Source organism: Kribbella sp. NPDC000426 (assembly GCF_040300265.1).
GTDB lineage: Bacteria > Actinomycetota > Actinomycetes > Propionibacteriales > Kribbellaceae > Kribbella.
The window spans coordinates 274,285-295,365 of sequence record NZ_JBEPDK010000010.1; the positions used below are offsets into that span (position 1 = coordinate 274,285).

At 68.6% G+C, this 21,081-nt stretch carries 20 protein-coding genes; 7 read left to right on the top strand and 13 right to left on the bottom strand.

What is annotated here, in order from left to right; translation table 11 throughout:
• Positions 1-131: 131 nt before the first annotated feature.
• The 5 genes from ABT313_RS40530 to paaN all read right to left on the bottom strand — a co-directional run bounded on the left by ABT313_RS40530 (position 132) and on the right by paaN (position 6,175).
• Positions 132-1,163 carry a zinc-dependent alcohol dehydrogenase family protein gene (locus tag ABT313_RS40530; RefSeq protein ID WP_350865660.1) on the bottom strand — a complete coding sequence of 344 codons (1,032 nt, stop codon included), beginning with the start codon at positions 1,161-1,163 and terminating at the stop codon, positions 132-134.
• A 10-nt stretch (positions 1,164-1,173) separates the two neighbouring features.
• Positions 1,174-1,692, bottom strand: coding sequence for a flavin reductase family protein (locus ABT313_RS40535; RefSeq protein WP_350865663.1), 519 nt, complete (start codon positions 1,690-1,692; stop codon positions 1,174-1,176).
• Positions 1,689-3,059, bottom strand: coding sequence for a serine hydrolase domain-containing protein (locus ABT313_RS40540; RefSeq protein WP_350865665.1), 1,371 nt, complete (start codon positions 3,057-3,059; stop codon positions 1,689-1,691). The genes ABT313_RS40535 and ABT313_RS40540 overlap by 4 nt, the downstream gene beginning before the upstream one ends.
• A gap of 61 nt (positions 3,060-3,120) precedes the next feature.
• Positions 3,121-4,392 (bottom strand): glycosyltransferase family 2 protein, encoded by a 1,272-nt coding sequence (locus tag ABT313_RS40545; RefSeq protein WP_350865668.1) that lies wholly within the window; start codon positions 4,390-4,392, stop codon positions 3,121-3,123.
• Positions 4,393-4,504: 112 nt separating this feature from the next.
• Entirely contained in the window at positions 4,505-6,175 is a 1,671-nt protein-coding gene (gene paaN, locus ABT313_RS40550) for a phenylacetic acid degradation protein PaaN (RefSeq protein ID WP_350865670.1), read from the bottom strand.
• 74 nt (positions 6,176-6,249) lie between these two features.
• Here paaN and paaI point away from each other — a divergent pair, with 74 nt between their 5' ends.
• The 3 genes from paaI to paaK are packed head-to-tail and all read left to right on the top strand — an operon-like array spanning position 6,250 to position 9,176.
• Positions 6,250-6,672, top strand: coding sequence for a hydroxyphenylacetyl-CoA thioesterase PaaI (gene paaI / locus ABT313_RS40555; RefSeq protein WP_350865673.1), 423 nt, complete (start codon positions 6,250-6,252; stop codon positions 6,670-6,672).
• A complete protein-coding gene (pcaF, locus tag ABT313_RS40560; RefSeq protein ID WP_350865676.1) occupies positions 6,669-7,871 on the top strand; it encodes a 3-oxoadipyl-CoA thiolase in 1,203 nt (400 codons plus the stop codon). Before paaI ends, pcaF begins: the two co-directional genes overlap by 4 nt.
• 9 nt (positions 7,872-7,880) lie before the next feature.
• Positions 7,881-9,176, top strand: coding sequence for a phenylacetate--CoA ligase PaaK (gene paaK / locus ABT313_RS40565; RefSeq protein WP_350865679.1), 1,296 nt, complete (start codon positions 7,881-7,883; stop codon positions 9,174-9,176).
• On the opposite strand, the gene ABT313_RS40570 is transcribed toward paaK, so the two are convergent.
• From ABT313_RS40570 to ABT313_RS40580, 3 genes are all read right to left on the bottom strand, one after another.
• Positions 9,173-9,490, bottom strand: coding sequence for a PIN-like domain-containing protein (locus tag ABT313_RS40570; RefSeq protein WP_502884060.1), 318 nt, complete (start codon positions 9,488-9,490; stop codon positions 9,173-9,175). The two genes, paaK and ABT313_RS40570, sit on opposite strands and share 4 nt — an antisense overlap.
• A gap of 55 nt (positions 9,491-9,545) precedes the next feature.
• Positions 9,546-10,190 carry a DUF433 domain-containing protein gene (locus ABT313_RS40575; protein WP_350865685.1) on the bottom strand — a complete coding sequence of 215 codons (645 nt, stop codon included), beginning with the start codon at positions 10,188-10,190 and terminating at the stop codon, positions 9,546-9,548.
• Between the two features lie 403 nt (positions 10,191-10,593).
• Positions 10,594-11,277 carry a hypothetical protein gene (locus ABT313_RS40580; protein ID WP_350865688.1) on the bottom strand — a complete coding sequence of 228 codons (684 nt, stop codon included), beginning with the start codon at positions 11,275-11,277 and terminating at the stop codon, positions 10,594-10,596.
• Positions 11,278-11,543: 266 nt separating this feature from the next.
• On the opposite strand from ABT313_RS40580, the gene ABT313_RS40585 reads away from it, so the two are divergent.
• The 3 genes from ABT313_RS40585 to ABT313_RS40595 all read left to right on the top strand — a co-directional run bounded on the left by ABT313_RS40585 (position 11,544) and on the right by ABT313_RS40595 (position 13,324).
• Positions 11,544-12,077, top strand: coding sequence for a DinB family protein (locus tag ABT313_RS40585; protein WP_350865691.1), 534 nt, complete (start codon positions 11,544-11,546; stop codon positions 12,075-12,077).
• Complete coding sequence (locus ABT313_RS40590; RefSeq protein ID WP_350865693.1) at positions 12,074-12,592, top strand: DinB family protein; 519 nt, start codon at positions 12,074-12,076, stop codon at positions 12,590-12,592. Before ABT313_RS40585 ends, ABT313_RS40590 begins: the two co-directional genes overlap by 4 nt.
• Positions 12,593-12,697: 105 nt before the next feature.
• Positions 12,698-13,324 (top strand): TetR/AcrR family transcriptional regulator, encoded by a 627-nt coding sequence (locus ABT313_RS40595; RefSeq protein WP_350865696.1) that lies wholly within the window; start codon positions 12,698-12,700, stop codon positions 13,322-13,324.
• On the opposite strand, the gene ABT313_RS40600 is transcribed toward ABT313_RS40595, so the two are convergent.
• On the bottom strand, positions 13,321-16,572 hold the full coding sequence (locus ABT313_RS40600; RefSeq protein ID WP_350865699.1) for an ATP-binding protein: 3,252 nt from the start codon (positions 16,570-16,572) through the stop codon (positions 13,321-13,323). The genes ABT313_RS40595 and ABT313_RS40600 overlap by 4 nt on opposite strands.
• 74 nt (positions 16,573-16,646) lie before the next feature.
• Between ABT313_RS40600 and ABT313_RS40605 the strand changes: the two genes are divergently transcribed.
• A complete protein-coding gene (locus ABT313_RS40605; RefSeq protein WP_350865702.1) occupies positions 16,647-17,999 on the top strand; it encodes a serine hydrolase domain-containing protein in 1,353 nt (450 codons plus the stop codon).
• Between the two features lie 101 nt (positions 18,000-18,100).
• Here ABT313_RS40605 and ABT313_RS40610 read toward each other — a convergent pair whose 3' ends face one another.
• From ABT313_RS40610 to ABT313_RS40625, 4 genes are all read right to left on the bottom strand, one after another.
• Positions 18,101-18,667, bottom strand: coding sequence for an NYN domain-containing protein (locus ABT313_RS40610; RefSeq protein ID WP_350865705.1), 567 nt, complete (start codon positions 18,665-18,667; stop codon positions 18,101-18,103).
• 99 nt (positions 18,668-18,766) lie between these two features.
• Entirely contained in the window at positions 18,767-19,210 is a 444-nt protein-coding gene (locus ABT313_RS40615; protein WP_350865708.1) for a VOC family protein, read from the bottom strand.
• A gap of 47 nt (positions 19,211-19,257) precedes the next feature.
• A complete protein-coding gene (locus ABT313_RS40620; RefSeq protein ID WP_350865711.1) occupies positions 19,258-20,073 on the bottom strand; it encodes an ABC transporter permease in 816 nt (271 codons plus the stop codon).
• Complete coding sequence (locus ABT313_RS40625) at positions 20,070-21,059, bottom strand: ATP-binding cassette domain-containing protein (RefSeq protein ID WP_350865714.1); 990 nt, start codon at positions 21,057-21,059, stop codon at positions 20,070-20,072. Before ABT313_RS40625 ends, ABT313_RS40620 begins: the two co-directional genes overlap by 4 nt.
• Positions 21,060-21,081: the final 22 nt, after the last annotated feature.

Here is a 21,081-nt window from a genome sequence, read left to right on the forward strand (position 1 = left end):
GGACGGTTACCGGCGGGTGTCAACGATCCGCGCAAGCGCGTTGCGCAGCCGTGACCCCTCGCACCTTGACAGTGTGAGAGCGCGCACATATTGACCCGTCAGGAGCCTTGTGCGCAAACCCGCTGTGCGTTTCAGGGCCGCAGCAGCACCTTGATCGCGCGGCGCTCGTGCATCGCGACGTACCCCTCGGCCACGTCGGCCAGCGGGAGCTCCGAATCGAACACCTTGCCGGGGTTGATCTCACCGCCCAGTACGTCGGTCATCAGGTCCGGCAGGTACGCCCGGCACGGCGCCGCGCCGCCCGCGAGCCCGATGTTGTTCCGGAACATCCTGCTGATCGGGACCTCGACCCCGTGCGGCACGCCCACGAACCCGACCGTCGACCCGGCCCGGGCGACGTCGAACGCGGTCGTCATCGACTGGGCGGTACCGACACATTCCAGCACCGCGTCGGCCCCGACGCCCCGGGTCAGTTCGAGGACGGCGTCGCGGGCCGCGTCGCCGCGTTCGGAAATGATGTCCGTGGCACCGAATTCCTTCGCCAGCTTCTGCCGGGACTCATGCCGCGACAAGGCAACGATCCGCTCCGCACCCTGCCGCGAGGCCGCGAGTACGCCGCAGAGGCCGACCGCGCCGTCGCCGACGACGACGACCGTGTCACCGGCCTTCACCCGCGCGGACCGCGCCGCGTGCCAGCCGGTGCCCATCACGTCGGACAGCGTGAGCAGCGACGGGACGAGCGAGTCGGCGGGCATCCCGGGCGTCGCGACGAGCGTGCCGTCGGCGTACGGGAGCCGGACGTACTCGCCCTGGCCGCCGTCGGCCTTGCCCTGGCCGTAGCCGACGATGTTCTGGCACGCGGTCTGGTAGCCGGCCAGGCAGTTCGGGCAGGTCCCGTCGCTGACCACGAACGGCGCGACGACGAAGTCGCCCGGCTTGACCGTCCGGACCTCGGAGCCGACGTCCTGGACGATGCCGACGAACTCGTGCCCGATCGGCCGCGGCTGCTTCACCGGCGGCTCACCGCGGTACGGCCAGAGGTCGGACCCACAGATGCATGAGGCAACGACCTTGACCACCGCATCGCCCGGCCCCTCGATCTTCGGGTCCGCAAGCTCTTCCAGCCGGACGTCGAACGGGGCATGGATCACTGTGGCACGCATAGGGCACAGATTAGATCGTCGTGTATCGGCCCCGTCGGTGGACCAGTGCCGGAGCCTCGTCGGCGGTCAGCTCCACGTGGACGATCTCCAGCTGCACCTGCAGACCCCAGCCGACCTCGGGCGGGTCCGGGTCGACCAGCGTGCAGCCGGCCCAGGTGCTGACGCCGACCGGCGCCGGGCCCCAAGCGGTGTCCGTCCAGTCGATCAACCGGAACGGTCCGCCTGGGGCCGGAGCGACGTACCCGAAAGCGTCGGCGAGCTGCTGGTGCGGGGCGCCGAGCAGCGACACCACCGCGGTCCTTGCCTCGCGCAACGTTTCCCACAGGTCCGAGTCCGGATCGATCAGCCCGATCACGTACCCGGGCTCACCGTCGGCCACCAGCATCGACGACACGGTGAGCCCGGCCCGCTTCCCGTCGTACGACGTCGTCCACAGGCCGACCGGTGACGGCAGCCGCCCGCGGAACCGCCGGACCGGACTCCGCTCGGACTCGGCCGGCAGGAACGGATGGTCGCCGTGAATGGTCACTTGGCCACGGTAACCCGCTCCGGGAGGGCGAACTTCTCGATGGGGTGCAGGCTGAGACCGCTGGAGCCGCGGACCGACTCGACCGCGCCGTTGGCGTCGAAGCTGAAGCGGTACGACTCGCCGTACGAGCCGTAGCCGTTGCCGCCGGTGACCCGCAGCGTGTCGCCGTCGGCCTCGAGCTCCTGCGGCTCCTCGGCCGGGTTCGGCCCGGAGGGGTCGGTGGCGTAGAGGCGGCCGCCGAGCAGGACGAAGTCGGTGATGCCCCAGAGGTTCGCGAACCGTCCGGTGAACCGGCCCAGCCCTGACTCTTCGACCCGGTCCTTCGAGTCGGCCAGGTTCAGAAGCCGGAGCAGGCCCTCCGCCATCTGCGCCGCGGGACCATCGATCGCGTTGGTGAGCGCCGACACGACGAGGCGCCGTTCCGGGTCGACGAGCGTCCGGGTGATGTGGCCCGGGTACCCGCCGCCGTGGCCGAAGACGTCCACGTCGCCGACCTTCGTCACCGCGAGACCGAGGCCGTAGCGCGCCTTGTCGTCCGCGCCGGTGGTCCACAGCGGGTGCTGCATCTCACGCTTCGACTTGTCCGTGAGCAGCCGGTCGTCGCCGGGCAGGTGCGCGGAGAAGTAGGTGACCAGGTCGCGTGCGTTGCCGAAGAACCCGGTTGCCGACGCCAGCGCCCGGGTGTCGATGTGCTCGATCGGGACACGCTTGTCGGCGTACGCCAGCGCGCTGTAGCCGGCCGCGTACTCCGTGAGCCGGGCCGGGTCGAGCTCTGGACCGAGACCGGCCAGCCCGAGCTTGTCGACGATCGCGGTCTGGACGTAGGTGTTGTACGGCGTACCGGACGCCGCCTCGATGACGAGACCGAGCAGGCCGTAGCCGATGTTCGAGTACTTGAAGCGGTCGTTCTCCGGGATCACGGCGGACGACTCGCTCCGCAGTACCGCGAGCAGCTCGTCGCGGTCCGGGAAGCTGGTGGACAGCTGCCACCAGTCCGCGTCGAGACCGTCCCGGGTGACACCGCCCGCGTGCGCCAGCAGCTCGCGGACGGTCCGCTGGCCCAGCGGCGTACCGACGATCTCGGTCACGTGCTGCTCGACCTTGTCGTCCAGCCGCAACCGGCCCTGCTCGACCAGCTGCATCACAGCCGTCGCGGTGAACGTCTTCGAGTGCGAGGCGATCCGGAACAGGTGCTGCTCGGTCAGCGGTACGTCGTTCTCCACGTCCGCGAGTCCGTACGCCGCCGAGAACGCGATCGCGTCCCCGGCGTACACCGCGACCTGGATGCCCGGCACCCGCTGATAACGCTGGTTGAACGCCAGCCAGCTGTCGTAGTAAGCGAGTGCCTCGGTCAAGCTTTCAGTCACGGTCGGTCTCCTGGACGGGTCGGCGGATGGAGATGATTCAGTCATACCTTCCGCATCAGGGTCAGCTCAACGACGCTTCGGCAGCAACTTCAGCACCGCGAGTCCGGCGAACAGGAGTGCGAACCCGGCCACCAGCAAGCCGAGGGTCTGGGTCGCCGCGCCGGTGGCGGCCAACGTGGTTCCGGGCAAGGTCAAACTTTGGTGTCCGTACATGAGGCTTCCTTGTGATCAGTGGATTGAATGACGTGACGTGGTGCCAGCGGGCCTCGGCCCGGCGCACCGAGTCCCAGACAGCGCGCAACAGAACGCACTGCAGGAACAGGTCGTAGGCCCACTCGACGACCATCACGGCCGCGAGCAGCATGGGCCGGGCGCCGCGACGGCGTACCGTCACGACGCGTTCGGCGACGAAGATCAGGCCGACCGACAGCCAGAGCGGCTGCACACGCAGGCCGTTGCCGGCCGTCAGGACGGTGAGCAGCACGAACGACCACATCGCGATCACCCCGATCCCCATGCCGAGTTGCTGCCCGGCGTACGGGAGCGTGACGCGGTTGATCCCGTACGCGCGCAGGTTCTCGATCGCTCCGCGCTGCCAGCGCAGGCGCTGCCGCCACAGGTCCCGCCAGGTCGGCATCACCTCGGTGATCACCCAGCAGTCCTCCGGCGACACACAGCGGTAGCCGAGCGACTTGATCGCGAGCGTGATCTCGTTGTCCTCGGTCAGCGCGGTGGTGTCGTACACCAGGCCGCGCGGACCCGGCAGGTCGCGGCCGCGGGCAGCGGCGATGCGGGTCAGGACGTCGACGCGATGCAGGGTCGCCGTACCGGTCAGCACCATCGCACGGCCGTTCTTCCGGGCGATGTCGCGGGCGTACCGCGCGTACTCGTTGCGTTGCACCTCGCCGAGCAGGCCGTGGCCCGGCTCGCCCCAGAAGATCCCGCCGACCGCCCCGACCGAGTCGTCGGCCAGCTCCCGCAGTGCGGTCTCGAGGAAGCTCGGCGCGAGTACGCCGTCCGCGTCCATCACCAGCACGCGGTCGTCCGGCGTCAGCACCGGTAGCAGGATGGCGAGCGCCTGGTTCAGGCCGCCTGCCTTCTTGTCCAGATTGCCGACGGTTTCGAAGACCTCCGCGCCGGCCCCCGTGGCCAGCGCGACGGTCCCGTCGGTGCAGTTGTCCGCGACCACGATCACGCGGTCCGGTCGCCTGGTCTGCCGCCACAGCGAGTCCAGCGCGGCCGGTAGCGCCGCTTCCTCGTTGTGGGCAGGCACCAGCGCCACTATTCGGGCAGGTCTGCCCGTCCCCAGTTCCACCCCAGATCCCCCGTGCATAAGTTGTTACGCTCTCAACTAACTGAGAGTGTCGGGGGTGGGATCCAAAAACGCAAGCGGTAGCGCTCAGTTATTTTTTAACGTCATTTTCACTGTGCGTGCAGGACCGCTGTCACCCAACGTGGCGGCGGGACTGAATGACGCGGAAGCGGCTCGCGACGTACGCCCCGTCGGTGTACGTCGCGTTGGCGGCCGGGTTCGCGCCGGTGCCGTGGAAGTCGCTGAACGCGGCGGACTGGTTCACGAACACCTGGCCGGTCAGGTTCTCGGACAAGGCGACGCCCGCGTCGAGGGCCGCGTCCCGGGCCTCGTCGAGGATCTTGCTGTCGGTCGAGTAGATGCCGGCGGTCATCGCACCGCCCTCGGTCACGGTCGACGTGAACAGGTCGATCGACTGCGCCGTGTCCGCGGTCCTGACCAGGAACGAGACCGGCCCGAAGCACTCCCGCCGGTACACGTCGGCGTCCTCGGCGTCGATCGCGACCAGCAGCGGCGTCCGTACGACGGCGTCCGGGAAGGCCGGGTGCTCGATCGCACGCGACTCGAGCACCACGTCGCCGTACTCCGGGGCGAGCTCGAGGCGGCTGATCACCGCCTGGTTGACGATGCCGCCGAGGATCTCGACCGCGCGGGCTTCGTCGCCGAGCAGCTTGCTGATCGCGGTCGCGATGCCCTGGCCGACCTCGTCGAAGGACTTGTGGCCCTCGTCGGTCTCGATCCCGCCGGCCGGGACGAACAGGTTCTGGGTGGTGGTGCACATCTGGCCGGAGTACAGGCTCAGGGTGAAGGCGAGGTTGTTGCACAGCGCCTTGAAGGAGTCGGTGGAGTCGATGATCATCGCGTTCACGCCGGCCTTCTCGGTGAAGACGGTCGCCTGGGTCGCGTTCTGCTCGAGCCACTCGCCGAACTCGCTGCCGCCGGTGAAGTCGATCAGCTTGACCTCGGGCCGCTGCGCGAGCGGCTTGGCCAGGCCGTCGCCGGCCCGCTCGGTCGCCAGCGTCACCAGGTTGGGGTCGAATCCGGCCTCGGCGAGCACCTCGCGGCACACGTCGACCGTGATCGCGAGCGGCAGGACCGCCAGCGGGTGCGGCTTGACGACGACCGCGTTGCCGGTGACGAGCGAGGCGAACAGGCCGGGCCAGGAGTTCCAGGTCGGGAACGTGTTGCAGCCGATCACCAGCGCGACGCCGCGGCCGGTGACGGTGAACGTCTTCTCCATCCGGATCGGGTCGCCCTTGGCCGGCTTCTCCCACGCCGCGGTGGCCGGGTACCGGTGCATCTCTTCGTGCGCGTAGGCGACCGCCTCGAGGGCCCGGTCCAGCGCGTGCGCGCCGCCGGCCTGGAACGCCATCACGAACGCCTGCCCGCTGGTGTGCTGGACCGCGTTGGCCAGCTCGAACACCCGCTTGTGCAGCCGATCGAGGATCTCCAGCACCACACCGGTGCGCCCGTCGATCCCGGCCCGGCGCCAGTCCGCGAGGCCCTGCTGGGCGGCGGTGAGCAGCTCGTCCAGGCCTTCCTCGACGATGCGCGGGTAGGCGACGTCCAGCGGGATGCCGAACGGCGACTGCTCGGTGACGACCGTTCCGCGCGCACCGGGAATGTCCAGCTCGTACGTCTTGGCCAGATGGGCCTCGAACGCGGCCTTCCCGTTGGCTGCGGCGTTCTCGCCGTACACCCGCGGGCTCGGCGACTCGGGGAACGCGGAGTGGTAGCCGCGGCTGCGGATCGCGGTCAGAGCAGCGTCGAGTCGGTCACGATGAGCGGCGAGCAGATCGGTCATGCCTGCGATGTTACAGTCGTGGGCGCAACCGGGACTAGAGTGTCATAAACCTTCTTCTCGATGGGGCAGGCCGGATGGACTTGGCAGCCAGGGTGGCCGCGGCGATGTGGGCGGAGGACACCGCCAGCGCCGGGCTGGGTATGCGGCTGGTGGCGGTCGGCGAGGGTACGGCGCGGCTCGAGATGAGCGTGCGCGACGACATGGTCAACGGGCACGGGATCGCGCATGGTGGATTCGTGTTCAGTCTGGCCGACTCCGCGTTCGCGTTCGCCTGCAACTCGCGCAACCAGGTGACGGTCGCGCAGGCCTGCGACATCGTCTTCGTGGCCCCGGCCCGGCGCGGCGATCTGCTGGTCGCCGAGGCTGCCGAGCGGACGACGTTCGGGCGGAACGCGATCTACGACGTGACGGTCACCCGTGGCGACGAGGTGATCGCCGAGTTCCGCGGCCGCAGCCGCCAACTGTCCGGAACCATCATTGCCCCGGAGGAAGCATGACTCGCGAAGCGTTCCTGGTCGACGGCGTCCGGACCCCGATCGGACGGTACGGCGGCGCGCTGGCCGGCGTCCGGCCCGACGACCTCGCGGCGAACGTGATCTCGTCGCTGCTGAACCGGACCGCGCTCGACCCGGCGCTGATCGACGACGTGATCCTCGGCTGCGCGAACCAGGCCGGCGAGGACAACCGGAACGTCGCCCGGATGGCGGTGCTGCTCTCCGGCCTGCCGGACTCGGTGCCCGGCACGACGATCAACCGGCTGTGCGGATCCGGGCTGGACGCGGTCGCGTCCGCCGCCCGGTCGATCATTGCCGGGGACAACGACATTGTCGTCGCCGGTGGCGTCGAGTCGATGTCACGGGCCCCTTTTGTGATGCCCAAGGCAACGACTGCGTTCTCGCGGCAGGCGGAGATCTTCGACACGACGATCGGGTGGCGGTTCGTGAACCCGGCACTGCAGGCGCAGTACGGGATCGACTCGATGCCGGAGACCGCGGAGAACGTCGCGGCGGAGTTCTCGATCTCTCGTGCGGACCAGGATCTGTTCGCGCTGCGATCCCAGCAGCGGGCGGCCAAGGCGCAGGCGAACGGGCGGCTGGCCGAGGAGATCGTGTCGGTTGACGTGCCGGGCAAGCGTGGCGCCGTCACCGTGGTCGATACCGACGAGCATCCGCGGGAGACGTCGCTCGAGGCTCTGGCCGGTTTGAAGACCCCGTTCCGGTCGCCCGGCACGGTGACCGCGGGCAACGCGTCGGGCGTGAATGACGGAGCTGCCGCTCTGCTCGTGATGAGCGGGGACGCGGTGGAACGCTTCGGGATGAATCCGTTGGCGCGGGTCGTGGGTACGGCGGCGGCCGGCGTACCGCCCCGGATCATGGGGATCGGGCCGGCGCCCGCGACCCGGAAGCTGCTCGACCGCACCGGGGTTGCGTTGTCCGATGTCGACGTGATCGAGTTGAACGAGGCGTTCGCGTCCCAGTCCCTCGCCGTACTGCGGCAGCTCGGCCTGCCAGACGATGCCGAGCACGTCAACCCGAACGGCGGCGCGATCGCCCTGGGCCACCCGCTAGGTATGTCCGGCGCGAGGTTGGCGTTGACCGCCGCGCTCGAGCTTCGCCACCGCGACGCCCGGTACGCGCTGGCCACCATGTGCATCGGTGTCGGACAGGGCATCGCGACCCTGCTCACTCGTCCTTAGGGGTTCACCATGCTCGGTGAGGCTTGTCCTTCGGAGTTGCAGGACGCCGGCGAACGGTTGTCCGTCGACGAACTCCGCGTCCGGCAATTGTCGTTGCTGCAGGCAACCGTACGGCGCGCTTACGAGAACGTGCCGCACTATCGGGCCGCGCTGGACGAGGTCGGTTTCAAGCCGGGTGATCTTCAGTCGCTCGAGGATCTGGGCCGGCTGCCGTTCACGGCGAAGAAGGATCTGCGCGACAACTACCCGTTCGGGATGTTCGCCGTACCGCGGACCGAGGTGGCGCGGGTGCATGCGTCGTCCGGTACGACCGGCCGGCCGACGGTGGTCGGGTATACCAAGCGGGACCTGGACAACTGGGCCGATCTGATGGCGCGGTCGATCCGCGCTGCCGGCGGGCGTGCGGGCGACGTGTGTCATGTTGCCTACGGCTACGGTCTGTTCACCGGCGGACTGGGGGCGCATTACGGGGCCGAGCGGCTCGGGTGCACCGTCGTACCCGTGTCCGGCGGGATGACCGAGCGGCAGGTGGACCTGATCCGCGACTTCGGCGCGCGCATCATCATGGTCACCCCGTCGTACTTCCTCTCGATCGTCGACGAGATGGCCGCCCGCGGGCTGGACCCACGCGACACCTCGCTCCGGATCGGCATCTTCGGCGCCGAGCCCTGGACCGAGGCCATGCGCACCGAGGTCGAGGAACGCACCGGCATCCACGCCGTCGACATCTACGGGCTGTCGGAGGTCATGGGTCCAGGCGTCGCCCAGGAATGCGTGGAGACCAAGGACGGCCTCCACATCTGGGAAGACCACTTCTACCCCGAGATCATCGACCCGGTCACCGGCGAGGTCCTCCCCGACGGCTCCGAAGGCGAACTGGTCTTCACCACCCTCACCAAGGAGGCCTTCCCGGTCCTCCGCTACCGCACCCGAGACCTGACCCGCCTCCTCCCCGGCACCGCCCGCCCCGGCCTCCGCCGCATGCAGAAGATCACCGGCCGCACCGACGACATGATGATCGTCCGAGGAGTCAACGTCTTCCCCACCCAGATCGAGGAACAGATCCTCCTGGTCGAAGGCCTCACCCCGCACTACCTCTGCGTCCTCACCCGCCCCGGCCGCCTCGACGAACTAACCGTCCAGGTAGAAGCCACCCCCGACCTGACCGACTACACCCCCGCCGCAACCGCTCTCACCCACCGCATCAAGGACCGAGTAGGCATCACCGCCGCAGTAGAAGTAGTCCCACCCCACACCCTGGAACGCTCCCTAGGCAAAGCCAAACGAATCAAGGACAACCGCTAGATCCGGAGGTCCTGCAGGCGGTCGACATACACGCCGCAGACATAAGGGCCAGGCTGATCGCATCGCCGAAGGATTGCTTGCCATCGGCTCTCGAACCGGGCTTCTTGCTCGGCCTTCGTCAGGTTTGCGTTGGTCAGGCAGAAGACTCGCAGGTTCGATCTCCCCAGCGCAGCGCGCTCGAGGGGACGCCTGCGGATCGCGTCGTCCTTCGTCAGTACGGCGACACCTTCCGCGTCCGCCCACTCGATCCACTCGGTGTCCTCGACGCGCCGTCGACCGAACACCTCGGCCTTGGTCAGTGCGATGCACCCCATCCTGCGAACCAGGTTCGGAATGACGATGCCTCCGAGACCGACGTCGACGTAGAACCTAGGCGGCTCGGATGTGCGGCCGGACAAGGGCCTCGACCTCTGCGGTCTGAATACCGAACTCGTCGGCGATCACCTGGTACGGCTCACCGGCTCGCGCGAGGTCGACGACATCCTCGACCCGGACTCCGGCGCCGGCGAGGATCGGCTGCCCGAACGAGACCTGCGGATCGACCATCACGTCCGCCCCTCGGTAAGCGGTCAGCCGAAGCCGCTCGGCGTAGTCGTCAGGGGCCCACTCGATGGACTCGAGCCCCAACTCCACCACCCCAGGAAGACCTCCCTGACGGTCGCGGATCCGCTCCCACGAGGAGTCCTCTCCCTCGGCGGCGATCTCCGCCAGGACGTCTCGCCCGTCATGAGCGATCCGACGCCAGGCCAGCGGATACTCCCTGCCCAGCTCCGTGCGAAGTCTGATTGCCGCATCACGGATGGCCCGCAGCGAAAGACCCGACTGACGCAACTGACGCAACATGTGCGTCTCGACCAGACTGGCGAACGTGATCGAGGCGTCGCCGGGCCGCTCACGCTCGATGACATGCAACGCCTTGGTCTTCACCCAGTAGCCGAGCGTCGAAGGCGAAAGGTCAAGATGCGTAGCAGTTTCCGCCCGGGTCAATATCGGCAGATCGAACCGCGGATCCATCTCCACACCACCCTTCTCGACGCGACTCCCACCAGAATGCCAGCCGACCCCGACACTCCGCCGAAGTTATCCACAGAGTCGCGCCAACTTTTCGCCACTGCAGTCAGTCGGCAGCCCAACACCGGACAGCCGCCGGCAGGCTCCTGCGGTACCCGGAGCGGATGCACGGCAATGAGCCGGCGTGAGTGGGAGCACGTGGAGCGGGTGCGCTGAGGAGCGGAGCGACGAAGGAAGCGGCCGTGTCGCGCGCGGGGTTCAGATCGCCGGCGGTAGCCGGCAACGCCCGGCGGTAGCCGGCACACCGGCGATGAGCCGGGGGTGGGTGGGAGCGGGCGTAGCGGCCGTGCCGAGGAGCGGAGCGACGAGAGACGGCTGCGGAGCGCGCGTGGGGCGTTTGCGTTCGTCAGAGGAGGGAGTCGGTTTGGGGTTGGAGGTGACGGGTTTTGCGGAAGGCGGGTGGGCGGATGTGGGGGCGGACCAGGGCCTCCACCTCGAAGTCCTCGAGGTTGAACTTCGCGGCGATCTCGCGGTACGACGCTCCCGTGCGGACCTGATCGATGACGTTCTCGACGGGGACGTCGTCGACCATGGGGCGACCGTACGAGCGTCCCGGGTCCACGATCACGTCGATGTCGGAGTAGATGACGAGCCGCAGCGTTGCGGCGTACCCGTCGTCGGCCCAGCCGATGGCGGCCGAGCCACGGCGCAGTACTCCGGGCAGGCCGCCCTGGCTGTCGCGGATCCGTTCCCAGCCGTGCTCGCGGCCCTCGTTCGAGATCTCGATCAGCAGGTCGCGGCCGTCGTACGCCAGGCCGGACCAGGCGAGCGGATAGTGCCGGCCGGCGCGCGAGCGGAGGGCGACCGCGGCCTCGCCGATCGCCTGCAGCGACAGACCGGACCGGCGCAGGTGTCGCAGCATATGGGTCTCGACCAGCCCGGCGAAGGTGATCGTCGGTTCACCCCGGCTTCCGCTGCCGGCCTCGAGCGCGCCCGATCGCAACCAGTCGCCGAGCGTGGTAGCGGGTAGTCCGAGGTGCAGCGCGACCTCGGCACGGGTGTAGAGCGGCAGATCGAATCGTGGGTCCACGTCTCACCTCATCGCGCGGTGCGGGCGCTGTGCTGCTCCTGAGCATGCCATCCCCGGATCCCACCTTGAGCACCCACCAACCGTTTCGCAGCCGGAAATATGGTTGCCCGGTGCCCAAGGCGCCGGTGTACGGTGCTGCTGCCGGGGGACGACACCGCCGGCGGCGGAGAGGAGGTGAGCGCGATGTCGAGTCCGATCGTCGTGCTGCCCGTCCGCCGCGCCCGCGGCTGAGACGGGTGGCTCCTCATCACCACAGGAGCTTTCGAATGACCGAAGTACAACGTCCGCCGCTGACCGCCGACGAGCGCGGCCAGCTGATCGGATGGCTCGACCTGCAGCGTTCCTTCGTCCGGATGAAGTGCGAAGGAATCTCCGAAGAAGATGCCCACCGCAAGGTTCTGGAGACCTCACCGCTGATGACGCTGGCCGGAGTGGCCGCGCACCTGCGGTGGAACGAGTGGTCCTGGTTCCAGAAGAACCTGATCGGCGTTCCCGACACCGGCCAGAGTCCGTGGACCGAGGGCGGGCACCCGGATGCCGAGATGTTCGTCGACGACGTACCGATCGCGCAACTGCTCGACGAGTACGACGCCGAATGCGCGCGATCCAACGAGGCGATCGCCGGACTGCCGCTCGACGCGACCGAGCAAGGACCGTACGCCGCCGCAGGGGAAGCCGCATCGCTGCGCTATATCCTCTGCCACATGATCGAGGAGACCGCCCGCCACGTGGGACATATGGACATCATCAGAGAGCTTCTCGACCACAAGACCGGCTACACGAAGATGAGCCTGGCATGAGGCCGCCGCTGACCGCCGACGAGCGGACCCAGCTGACCGGCTGGCTCGATCACCTCCGGTCGCTCGTGCGAATCAAGTGTGAAGGTCTGAGCGAGACCGACGCACACCGGCAGGTGCTGCCGACTTCCCCGTTGATGACCGTGGCGGGACTCGTCGCGCACCTCCGCTGGGTCGAGTACTCGTGGTTCAGCATGAACCTTCTGGGTACGCCGGACACCGGCCAGACCCCGTGGACCGAGGACGGGCACCCGGACGCCGAGATGCTCGTCGACGACGTACCGCTGGCCCAACTGCTCGACGAGTACGACGCCGAATGCGCGCGGTCCAACGAGATCGTGGCCGGCTTCGACGACCTCGGCGACGTGGAACGGGCCGAGGCCGTCCGCGACTCCGGCAAGGCGTCGGTCCGGTACGTCCTGTGCCACCTGATCGAGGAGACCGCGCGGCACCTGGGCCAACTCGACATCATCCGGGAACTCCTCGACGGCGGGACCGGCTACGAGAAGATGAACTGAGCGCAGCCGGGTTGGTCCTCCGCGCGAGGACCAACCCGGTTACACCTGATCCGCAGGGTGGATAGGATGTCCGGCATCTGGCACGGGGTAGCGACAAGAGGTGTGATGAGGGAACCCTCCGTACGCCGTTATTCCGGGCGGTCAGTCGAGGAGTGGAAGGCCGCGCGCCGGGAACGGCTGCTGGCCGCCGCGCTCGAACTCTTCGGGACCGAAGGATATCCGGCGACATCCGTGGAACGCCTGTGTACACAGGCGAAAGTGTCCACCCGGCACTTCTACCACGAGTTCCAGAACAAGGAAGCTGTCCTGCTCGCGGTGCACGCGCAGGTGATCGAGTTGGCGGTCCGGAGTACCGGGGATGCGCTCCGCCGGACCGCGGACCGGCCGGTCCGGGAGCGGATCACCGCGGCCGTCGACTCGTACCTGCGCACGATCATGGCCGATCTCCGCCGCGCGCGGATCACGTTCGTCGAGGTGGTCGGCACCAGCCCGGCGGTCGAGGAGCAGCGGATCGCGTTCCGGGAGCTGCTGATCGGCAACGTCCGCGACCTCGGCGACACCGCGGTCGAGCGCGGCGAGATCAAGCGCAAGGACTTCCGGTTCCTCGCGCTGGCGTTCTTCGGCGCGGTGAACACGGTGGTCTACGACTGGATGCTGGCCGAGCCGCGACCGCCCGAGCAGAAGGTGCAGAAGTCGTTGCGCGACCTCGCCGTACAGCTCATCACTGCTTAAGAGCTGTAGCGCTTGCGTAGTTCGGCGATCGCGTCCTCGCGGGTCAGTGCGGCGCCGGCTGCGAAGCCGGCGTCGTACTTTTCGTTGCCCAAGGCATCACGTAGGCGGTCGATGGACCGTTGGACGTCGCCGTCCGGGATCGACCGCATGCCTCGCAGTACTGTTGCCATCCCGAGCGTCCGTGCCGCGCGCTCGGTCTCGCCGGCCGCCACGTCGACATCCACAGAGGTCTCGACGACGGAGGCGACCAGCGGCATGTCCTCGGTCGTCAGCGCCAGCCGCACGGCCTCCCGATTGCGCTGTTGCGCGAGCTCGAGGTCACCGGTGGCCGCGTTCGTCCGGCTCAGCTGCGCGAGCATGCTCGCCTGTCCGTGCGGCGCGACCCGCTCGGCCTCGAGATCGAGCAGCCCGTACGCGCGCTCCGCCAGGTCCCTCGACTCGTCCAAGGCACCGGTCCGGTACGCGATCCGGGCGAGACCCATGTAGGCCATCGCTTCACTGCCGCGGGACCCGGTCTCCTCGGACAGCCGCAACGCGCGCTCGAGGTCGGCCCGGGCACCGTCGATGTCGCCCAGCTCGATCCGGCTCATCGCCGCGCCGCCGAGCAGCTGCGGGACGCCTTCGGTCGTGCCGAGCTCCTCGATCAGCTGGAGTGCTTCGATCAGCGACTCCAGTGCCTGGGCGTGATCACCGGTGGTGGCCTGGTAGCTCGCGAGGCCGCGCAGCGCCATCGACGTACCGAAGCGGTCGCCGAGCTGGCGGAAGCCGTCGAGCGCGACCGTCAGGTTCGCGGCCATCTGCTCGACGTCGCCTTCGTTCTCGCGGAACATCGCGCCCATCATCACGCCCATGTTCCGGATCCACGGATCGCGATGCTCACCGGCCGCCTCGAGCTCACGGAAGCAGGTGGCCTTGTCCCGCCGGATCGCGGCCCAGACCGCGTTGGTGAACAGCCCGATCCCGGCGTCGACGAGCTGCTGATGACGCCGGGTCATCCAGCGGACCGTCGCCAGTCCGCGGATCATCTGCTGGAACGACTTGGCCGGATCGTCCCCGGTCGACATCTGCCCGAGCGCGAGCAGGTACAGCGCTTCGGCCTTGTCCAGCGGCGCGCTCTTCCCCGGTACGGCGAGGGCCGCGCGCATCCAGTTGACCGCCTCGGCCGGGCGGCCGCTCATCGTCCAGTACTCACCCAGCACGGCAACCATCTGTACGGCGACCCGCGCCGAGCCGATGTCGATCGCCGTACGGAGCGCGTCGAGCAGGTTCTCGTTGTCGGCGGTCAGCCGGGCGATCCACTGGATCTGCTCGCCGGTCCGCAGCTTCGGCCGGGCCTTACGCAGCATGCGACTGAAGTACGCCGTGTGCTTGCGCCGGAAGTGGTCGTGCTCGCCCGAGGCCTTCAGCTGCTCGGCGCCGTACGCACGGACGGTCTCCAGCATCCGGTAGCGCACGGACCGCTCGTCGGCGGCAGCCTCCACCAGAGACTTGTCCACGAGCGATGCGAGGACGCCGAGCACGGACTCGGGCGGGATGCGGTCGTCGCTGCAGATCTGCTCGGCAGCGTCCAGCGTGGCACCGCCGGAGAACAATGAGAGTCGCCGAGCGACCGCCTGCTCGTCCGGATCGAGCAGGTCCCAGCTCCACTCGACAACGGCGCGCAGGGTCTGGTGCCTTGGCAGTGCGGTCCGCGAGCCACTGGTTAGGAGTCGGAAGCGATCGGCGAGCCGGTCCACGATCTGCGACGGGGTGAGCGCCCGCAAACGAGCCGCAGCCAGCTCGATCGCCAGCGGCATCCCGTCCAGCCGGCGGCAGATCTCGGCGACCGCCTCCCGGTTGTTGTCGACCAGCATGAAGTCCGGGCGTACTGCGCGGGCTCGGTCGACGAACAGCTGCATCGCCGGATAGTCGTCGGTGTCCTTCTGCTCGTCCTCAGGCGGCAGGGCGAGCGGGCCGACCGGATGCAGGTGCTCACCGGGGATGCTCAGCGGCTCGCGGCTCGTCGTCAGCACCCGGAGCCGCGGGCAGGAGGCGAGCAGGGAGTCGACCAGTCCGGCGACCTCCTGGATCAGGTGCTCGCAGTTGTCCAGCACGAGCAGCACGCGGCGGTCGCCGATCACCTCGACGAGCCTGAGCGTTGCGGCCCGGCTGGTCGGGATGTGCTTCGGTGCAAAGCTGGCCGGCTGTACGTCGACGTACTCGCTGGCGCCCAGGGTGGACAGGACAGCTGGTGCCACGTCGGCGGCGTCGCCGAGTGGGGCGAGCTCTACGAACCAGATGCCGTCGCCGCTCTGGTCCACGAGCGTCCGGCCGGCCTCGGTGGCCAGTCTGGTCTTGCCGGCGCCGCCTGGGCCGACCATGGTGACCAGTCGGGTCCCGTTGCTCATGAGCCGGGTCAGCTCGGCCACGTCCTCCCGGCGGCCGACGAAGCTGGTCAGCGGGGCACGCAGGTTGCTGCGCGGCGTCGAAGGCGCAGGGGCCGGTACGGCGGAAGACTTGGCTGCCGGGTCGACGCTGTCGCCACGCAGTACCGAGACGTGCAGGTCACGGAGCCGGATGCCGGGGTCGGCGCCCAGCTCATCGGCCAGCGTGGTCCGGACCCGTTCGTACGCCGCGAGGGCCTCCGCCTGGCGGCCGTCGGCGTACAGAGCGCGGATGAGGAGCTCGTGGACCCGCTCGCGGAGTGGATGCGTGACTGCGAGCTGCTCGAGGTCGGTGACCAGGTCGCGCGCCTGACCGCAGGTTACGGCGGCCTCGGCGAGGTCCTCCGCGGCGGCGAGGCGCAGCTCACCCAGGCGGTCCGCCTCGACTGCGGCGAACGGGAGGTCCCGGAGGTCGGTGAGGGCTTCGCCGCGCCACAGCCTGTCGGCCTGGGTCAGGAGGGCGTGGGCGCGCTCGGGCTCGGTCGTCAGCAGCGCGCGGCCGCGGCGTACCAAGTCTTCGAACTGGAGGGTGTCCACACAGTCCGGACCGATCGTCAGGGTGTAGCCGGCCGGGCCGGACTGCACCGAGATGCTCGACTCGGTCGCTGGGAGACCGGCCCGCAGGCGGGACACCAGCGACTGCAGAGCGTTCGCACTGGGGGCCTCGCTGCCCCACAGGCCGTCGACGAGGGTCTCGACGCTGACCGGTCGGCCGGCGCTCAGCGCCAGACGCGCGAGCAGTCCGCGCAGGCGAACGCCACGGATGTCGAGCGGAGTCCCGTCAGCCGCCCACATCGCGAGAGGCCCAAGCACCGCTATGCGCACCCCACCAGCCTCGCATATCCGACCGACCAAATCCCCCTGCCTTTTGTCACCCACGAGGCTTAAGGTCGGAACTCGTGACAGATATCGCCGAGCAGACGCAGAACGCACTGACCCGTATCGTCGCCGAACGGCAGTCGAAGGGCCGGGTTCCCGGGGTGGTGGGCGCTGTCGCCCGCGCCGGGAAGCTGGCCTGGTCGACCGGAGCCGGATCGGCCGACCTGGAGAATCCCGGCGTACCGCCGACCGCGGATTCGCAGTTCCTGATCGCCTCGCAGAGCAAGACGCTGACCGCGGTCACGATCATGGCGTTGCGCGACGAGGGCAAGCTCACCCTGGACGACACCGTCGACAAGCTGATCCCGGGCAGCAAGCACGAAGGCATCACCGTCCGGCAGATGCTCAGCCACGCCAGCGGCATGCAGCGCGAGCCGGTCGGCGACGTGTGGGACCTGATGAAGTTCCCCTCCCGCGACGAGCTGGTCGAGGGGTGGAACGACGCGGAGCGGATCGGCAGGCCGCACCACCGGTTCCACTACTCCAACCTGGTGTTCGCGCTGCTCGGCGAGATCGTCGCGCGGATCGACGGCCGGTCCTGGTACGAGTCGGTCAAGGCACGGATCCTCGACCCGCTGGAGATGCGCCGGACGACGGTCGGCATGGACGGCGGCCCGGCGCAGAGCGGGTACTACGTGCCGCCGTGGACCGACGTACCGGTCCGGGAGCCGCTGCTCGACATCGGCGCGATGGACGCGTGCGGCGGGCTGGCGTCGACGGCCGAGGACCTGGCGAAGTGGGCGATGTTCATCGCGAACCCGGTCGACGAGGTGCTGTCGAAGGACACCCTCGAGGAGATGTGCCAGGTGCAGATCATGGCCGACGTGGACCGCTGGCAGCTCGCGTTCGGGCTCGGGTTCATGCTGCTGCGCCGCGGCGACCGGCTGTTCGTCGGGCACGACGGCGGCATGCCGGGCCACATCACGTCGACCTTCGTCGACCGCGAGTCCGGTACTGCGGGTATCGCACTCTTCGGCGCGACATCCTCGCCGGCGCCGAGCGCGCTCGCCACCGACCTGATCATCAAGGTCCTCGAGGACGACCCGCTCCCGCCCGACGCGTGGGTCCCGGGGACCGAGGTCCCGGCCGAGCTGGCCGGCGTACTCGGCACGTGGTTCACCGAGGGGAGCCCGTTCGACTTCACGGTCAAGAACGGCGTACTGCAGGCGAAGTCCCCCGCGGCCGCCGAGTGGCAGTCCCCGGCCGTCTTCGAGAAGATCGCCGAGGACACCTACCGGACCGTCTCCGGCCGCGAGACCGGCGAACTCCTACAGATCACCCGCGACTCCACCGGCACCCCACAAAAGTTGCACTGGGCAACCTACCTCTGCACCCGCCAACCACTGTCCTTCAGCGAGATCAACCCCGGGTGATCCGTGTTGCCCGGAAGCGGATCGTCAGCTAGCCTCTGACTATTCCCCCAGTTGCTTCGGTGGCTGGGTGCGAGGCCCCACTTCGGTGGGGCTTCTGCTTTTCACCACCCGGTAGGTTTGCGGATCACAGATCCCCTGCCGTCCGTCACTCTTTCGGGGAACTGACTGGCTCCGAGAACTCCCGCCCGAATCTGCTTCGCAAACGTCGGGCGGCAGGTCAGAAGTCGCTGGCTCGGCACCGGTTGAGGATTGAGCAACCCCACCACCTTCCCGAGCTCATGCCGGACGATCCGGATCGGCTCCGTCAGGTAGGTCGCGAGGTTGACGTCGGAGCCCTTCTCCTCGGTTTTGATGACCTCGACCGTCCGCGGCCCCGAGAGAGGCGGATTCGCGAGCGCCATCCGCGTGGGCTTGGTGAGGAAACTACCGAGGTGGACCTCCACGGCCGGCAGTGTCCCGAGTGCCCGCAGATACGCCTGCTGCCGGACCGGTGCTTGCTCGTTGTCTGGCCGTTCCTTGACAAGTGCGGTGAAGTACCGGATGCGCCCGAGCTCGAACCGGGGCAGCAAGAGACCACACATTCTCTCGAGGTCCAACCACTTGTACGGCCGGCCTTTGAGCGAGCCGAAGTACAGGTTGAAACCGTCGATGTACACATTGATCCGCACCTGGGCAGGTTATCCACGACGGGCACAGAATCTCCTGTCCTGAAATGCCCTTGTGGACAACGCGGTCAATCTGCCCTCGGATGCCCCTGGATGCCCTGATCAGACGACGCAGAAGTCGTTGCCTTCGGGGTCCTGCATCCAGAGGTGGTCGAGGGTGGTGGAGTTGTCCATCGGGACCTCGCGGATCAGGGCAGCGCCGGCGGTCAGCAAGGTTTCGGCTTTGGCGCGGATGCGTTGTTCGCGCAGGTGCTGGGGCTCGGCGCGGCCGCCGGCCACCTGCAGGTCTAGGTGGAGGCGGTTCTTGACCGTGCGCGGCTCGGGCACCTTGAGGAACGAGATGGACGGGAGCACACCGTTCGGATCGGAGATCGAGGCGCCGTCGTTCCACTCGTCCTCGGGGACGTTCATCGCGGTCAGCCAGTCCTCCCACGTGTCCCATCCGGCCGGCGGATCCGCCTCGGTGTAGCCCAGCGCCGTACACCAGAAGCGCGCGACCACGGCCGGGTCGACGCAGTCGATGGTGAGCGTCCAAGTCGTCGTCATACGACAACTCTGACGCTCACCACCGACAGATTTCAGCTACCGCAGCTTCAGGTACGGCGGCGGTAGGCGCGGATTGCTAGTGGGGCGAAGATCGCGACCAGGCCGACCATCCAGGCCAGCGTGATCAGCAGGGGCTTCTGGAGCGCGCCGCCGCCCATCAAGGCGCGTTCCGTGTTCACCAGGTAGGTGATCGGGCTGACCTTGGTGAAGGCCTGCAGGAAGCCTGGGAGCGTGCTGGTCGGGACGAAGATGTTGCTGCCGAAGGTGAGCGGGAACATCACCAGGAAGGCGATGCCCTGCACGCCCTGGGCGGTCTTCATGACCAGGCCGAGCCAGACCCAGATCCAGCACATCGACAGCGCGAACAGCAGCACGATCAGCATGCCCAGCAGGCCGTTGCCGACCCCGTTCTCGAAGCGGAACCCGAGCACGAACCCGCTGGTCATCAGGATCACGATCGACAGCGAGTACCGGACCGCGTCACCGAGGACGGCGCCGATCAGCGGCGAGATCCGGGCGATCGGCAGACTGCGGAACCGGTCGAACACGCCCTTGGCGAAGTCGTCGTTCAGACCGACCCCGGTGCCCATCGTCGCGAACACCACCGTCTGCACCAGCAGGCCCGGAAGCAGCGTCGGCAGGTACCCGCGCCAACCGCCGCCGCCGGCGATCGCACCGCCGAAGACGAACAGGAACAGCGCCAGGAAGATGATCGGCTGGAACGTCACGTCCGCCAGCGCTTCCGGGTTCTGCCGGATCCGGACGATGTTCCGCCAGGCCAGCGTCAGGCTCTGCGACACCCAGGCGAACGGGCGCGACCGGTGCGCGAGGTGCGCAGGGGGTTCAAGCGTTGCGGTGGTCATCGACCCGCTCCTTCCAGTACGGCGTCGGACGTCTTCTCTTCGGCGGTGTGACCGGTCAGGGCGAGGAAGACCTCGTCCAGGCTCGGCAGTCGCAGCGACAGCTCGGTGACCGCGATCCCGGCCTCGTCCAGCCGCCGTACGACGACCGGCATCGACGAGCCGTCGCTGACCGGGACGCTGACGAGCGTGTTCACCACGTCCACCGAGGGCCGGGTGCCGGTCGACTCGGCGACGATCGCGGCGACCCGCTCGAGGTGCGCCGGCTCGGCCGGACGGACGTCCAGCGACTGCTTGCCCGCCTGTGCTTTCAGCTCCGCGGGCCGGCCGGAGGCGACCACGTTGCCCTTGTCGAACACGACGATCGAGTCGGCCAGCGCATCGGCCTCCTCCAGGTACTGCGTGGTGAGCAGGACCGTGGTGCCGTCGAGGACCAGGTTGCGGATCGTCTCCCACACACCGTTGCGGGCGTGCGGGTCGAGCCCGGTGGTGGGCTCGTCCAGGTACAGGATGCTCGGGTTGCCGACCAGGCTCGCGGCCAGGTCGAGCCGGCGGCGCATACCGCCGGAGTACGTCTTGGCGATCCGCTCACCCGCGTCGGTGAGTTCGAACCGCTCCAGCAGCTGGTCCGCCCGGGCGCGGGACTGCTCCCTGGAGAATCCGAGCAGCCGGCCGATCATGATCAGGTTCCGGCGGCCGGACATGTCCTCGTCGACGGAGGCGTACTGCCCGGTCAGCCCGATGATGCTGCGGACCTTGCCGGCCTCCCGGACGACGTCGTACCCGCCGACCGTCGCGTGACCGGCGTCGGGCCGGAGCAGGGTGCCGAGAATGCGGACCGCGGTCGTCTTGCCGGCGCCGTTCGGGCCGAGGACCCCGAGGACCGTGCCGGTGGGCACGCTCAGGTCGACGCCGGCAAGCGCGGTCGTGTTGCCATATTTTTTGACCAGACCGACCGCCTCGATGGCGACCTGGTTCGTTGTGGTCATCAGTTCCTCCCAGTGGCCTTAC

What these genes read in the sequence shown, in the direction of transcription:
- ABT313_RS40530 (WP_350865660.1), bottom strand. Translation starts at nt 1,163, where the DNA reads ATGCGTGCCACAGTGATCCATGCCCCGTTCGACGTCCGGCTGGAAGAG.
- ABT313_RS40545 (WP_350865668.1), bottom strand. Translation starts at nt 4,392, where the DNA reads ATGCACGGGGGATCTGGGGTGGAACTGGGGACGGGCAGACCTGCCCGA.
- paaN (WP_350865670.1), bottom strand. Translation starts at nt 6,175, where the DNA reads ATGACCGATCTGCTCGCCGCTCATCGTGACCGACTCGACGCTGCTCTG.
- paaI (WP_350865673.1), top strand. Translation starts at nt 6,250, where the DNA reads ATGGACTTGGCAGCCAGGGTGGCCGCGGCGATGTGGGCGGAGGACACC.
- pcaF (WP_350865676.1), top strand. Translation starts at nt 6,669, where the DNA reads ATGACTCGCGAAGCGTTCCTGGTCGACGGCGTCCGGACCCCGATCGGA.
- paaK (WP_350865679.1), top strand. Translation starts at nt 7,881, where the DNA reads ATGCTCGGTGAGGCTTGTCCTTCGGAGTTGCAGGACGCCGGCGAACGG.
- ABT313_RS40570 (WP_502884060.1), bottom strand. Translation starts at nt 9,490, where the DNA reads ATGGGGTGCATCGCACTGACCAAGGCCGAGGTGTTCGGTCGACGGCGC.
- ABT313_RS40575 (WP_350865685.1), bottom strand. Translation starts at nt 10,190, where the DNA reads ATGGATCCGCGGTTCGATCTGCCGATATTGACCCGGGCGGAAACTGCT.
- ABT313_RS40585 (WP_350865691.1), top strand. Translation starts at nt 11,544, where the DNA reads ATGACCGAAGTACAACGTCCGCCGCTGACCGCCGACGAGCGCGGCCAG.
- ABT313_RS40590 (WP_350865693.1), top strand. Translation starts at nt 12,074, where the DNA reads ATGAGGCCGCCGCTGACCGCCGACGAGCGGACCCAGCTGACCGGCTGG.
- ABT313_RS40595 (WP_350865696.1), top strand. Translation starts at nt 12,698, where the DNA reads ATGAGGGAACCCTCCGTACGCCGTTATTCCGGGCGGTCAGTCGAGGAG.
- ABT313_RS40615 (WP_350865708.1), bottom strand. Translation starts at nt 19,210, where the DNA reads ATGACGACGACTTGGACGCTCACCATCGACTGCGTCGACCCGGCCGTG.
- ABT313_RS40620 (WP_350865711.1), bottom strand. Translation starts at nt 20,073, where the DNA reads ATGACCACCGCAACGCTTGAACCCCCTGCGCACCTCGCGCACCGGTCG.
- ABT313_RS40625 (WP_350865714.1), bottom strand. Translation starts at nt 21,059, where the DNA reads ATGACCACAACGAACCAGGTCGCCATCGAGGCGGTCGGTCTGGTCAAA.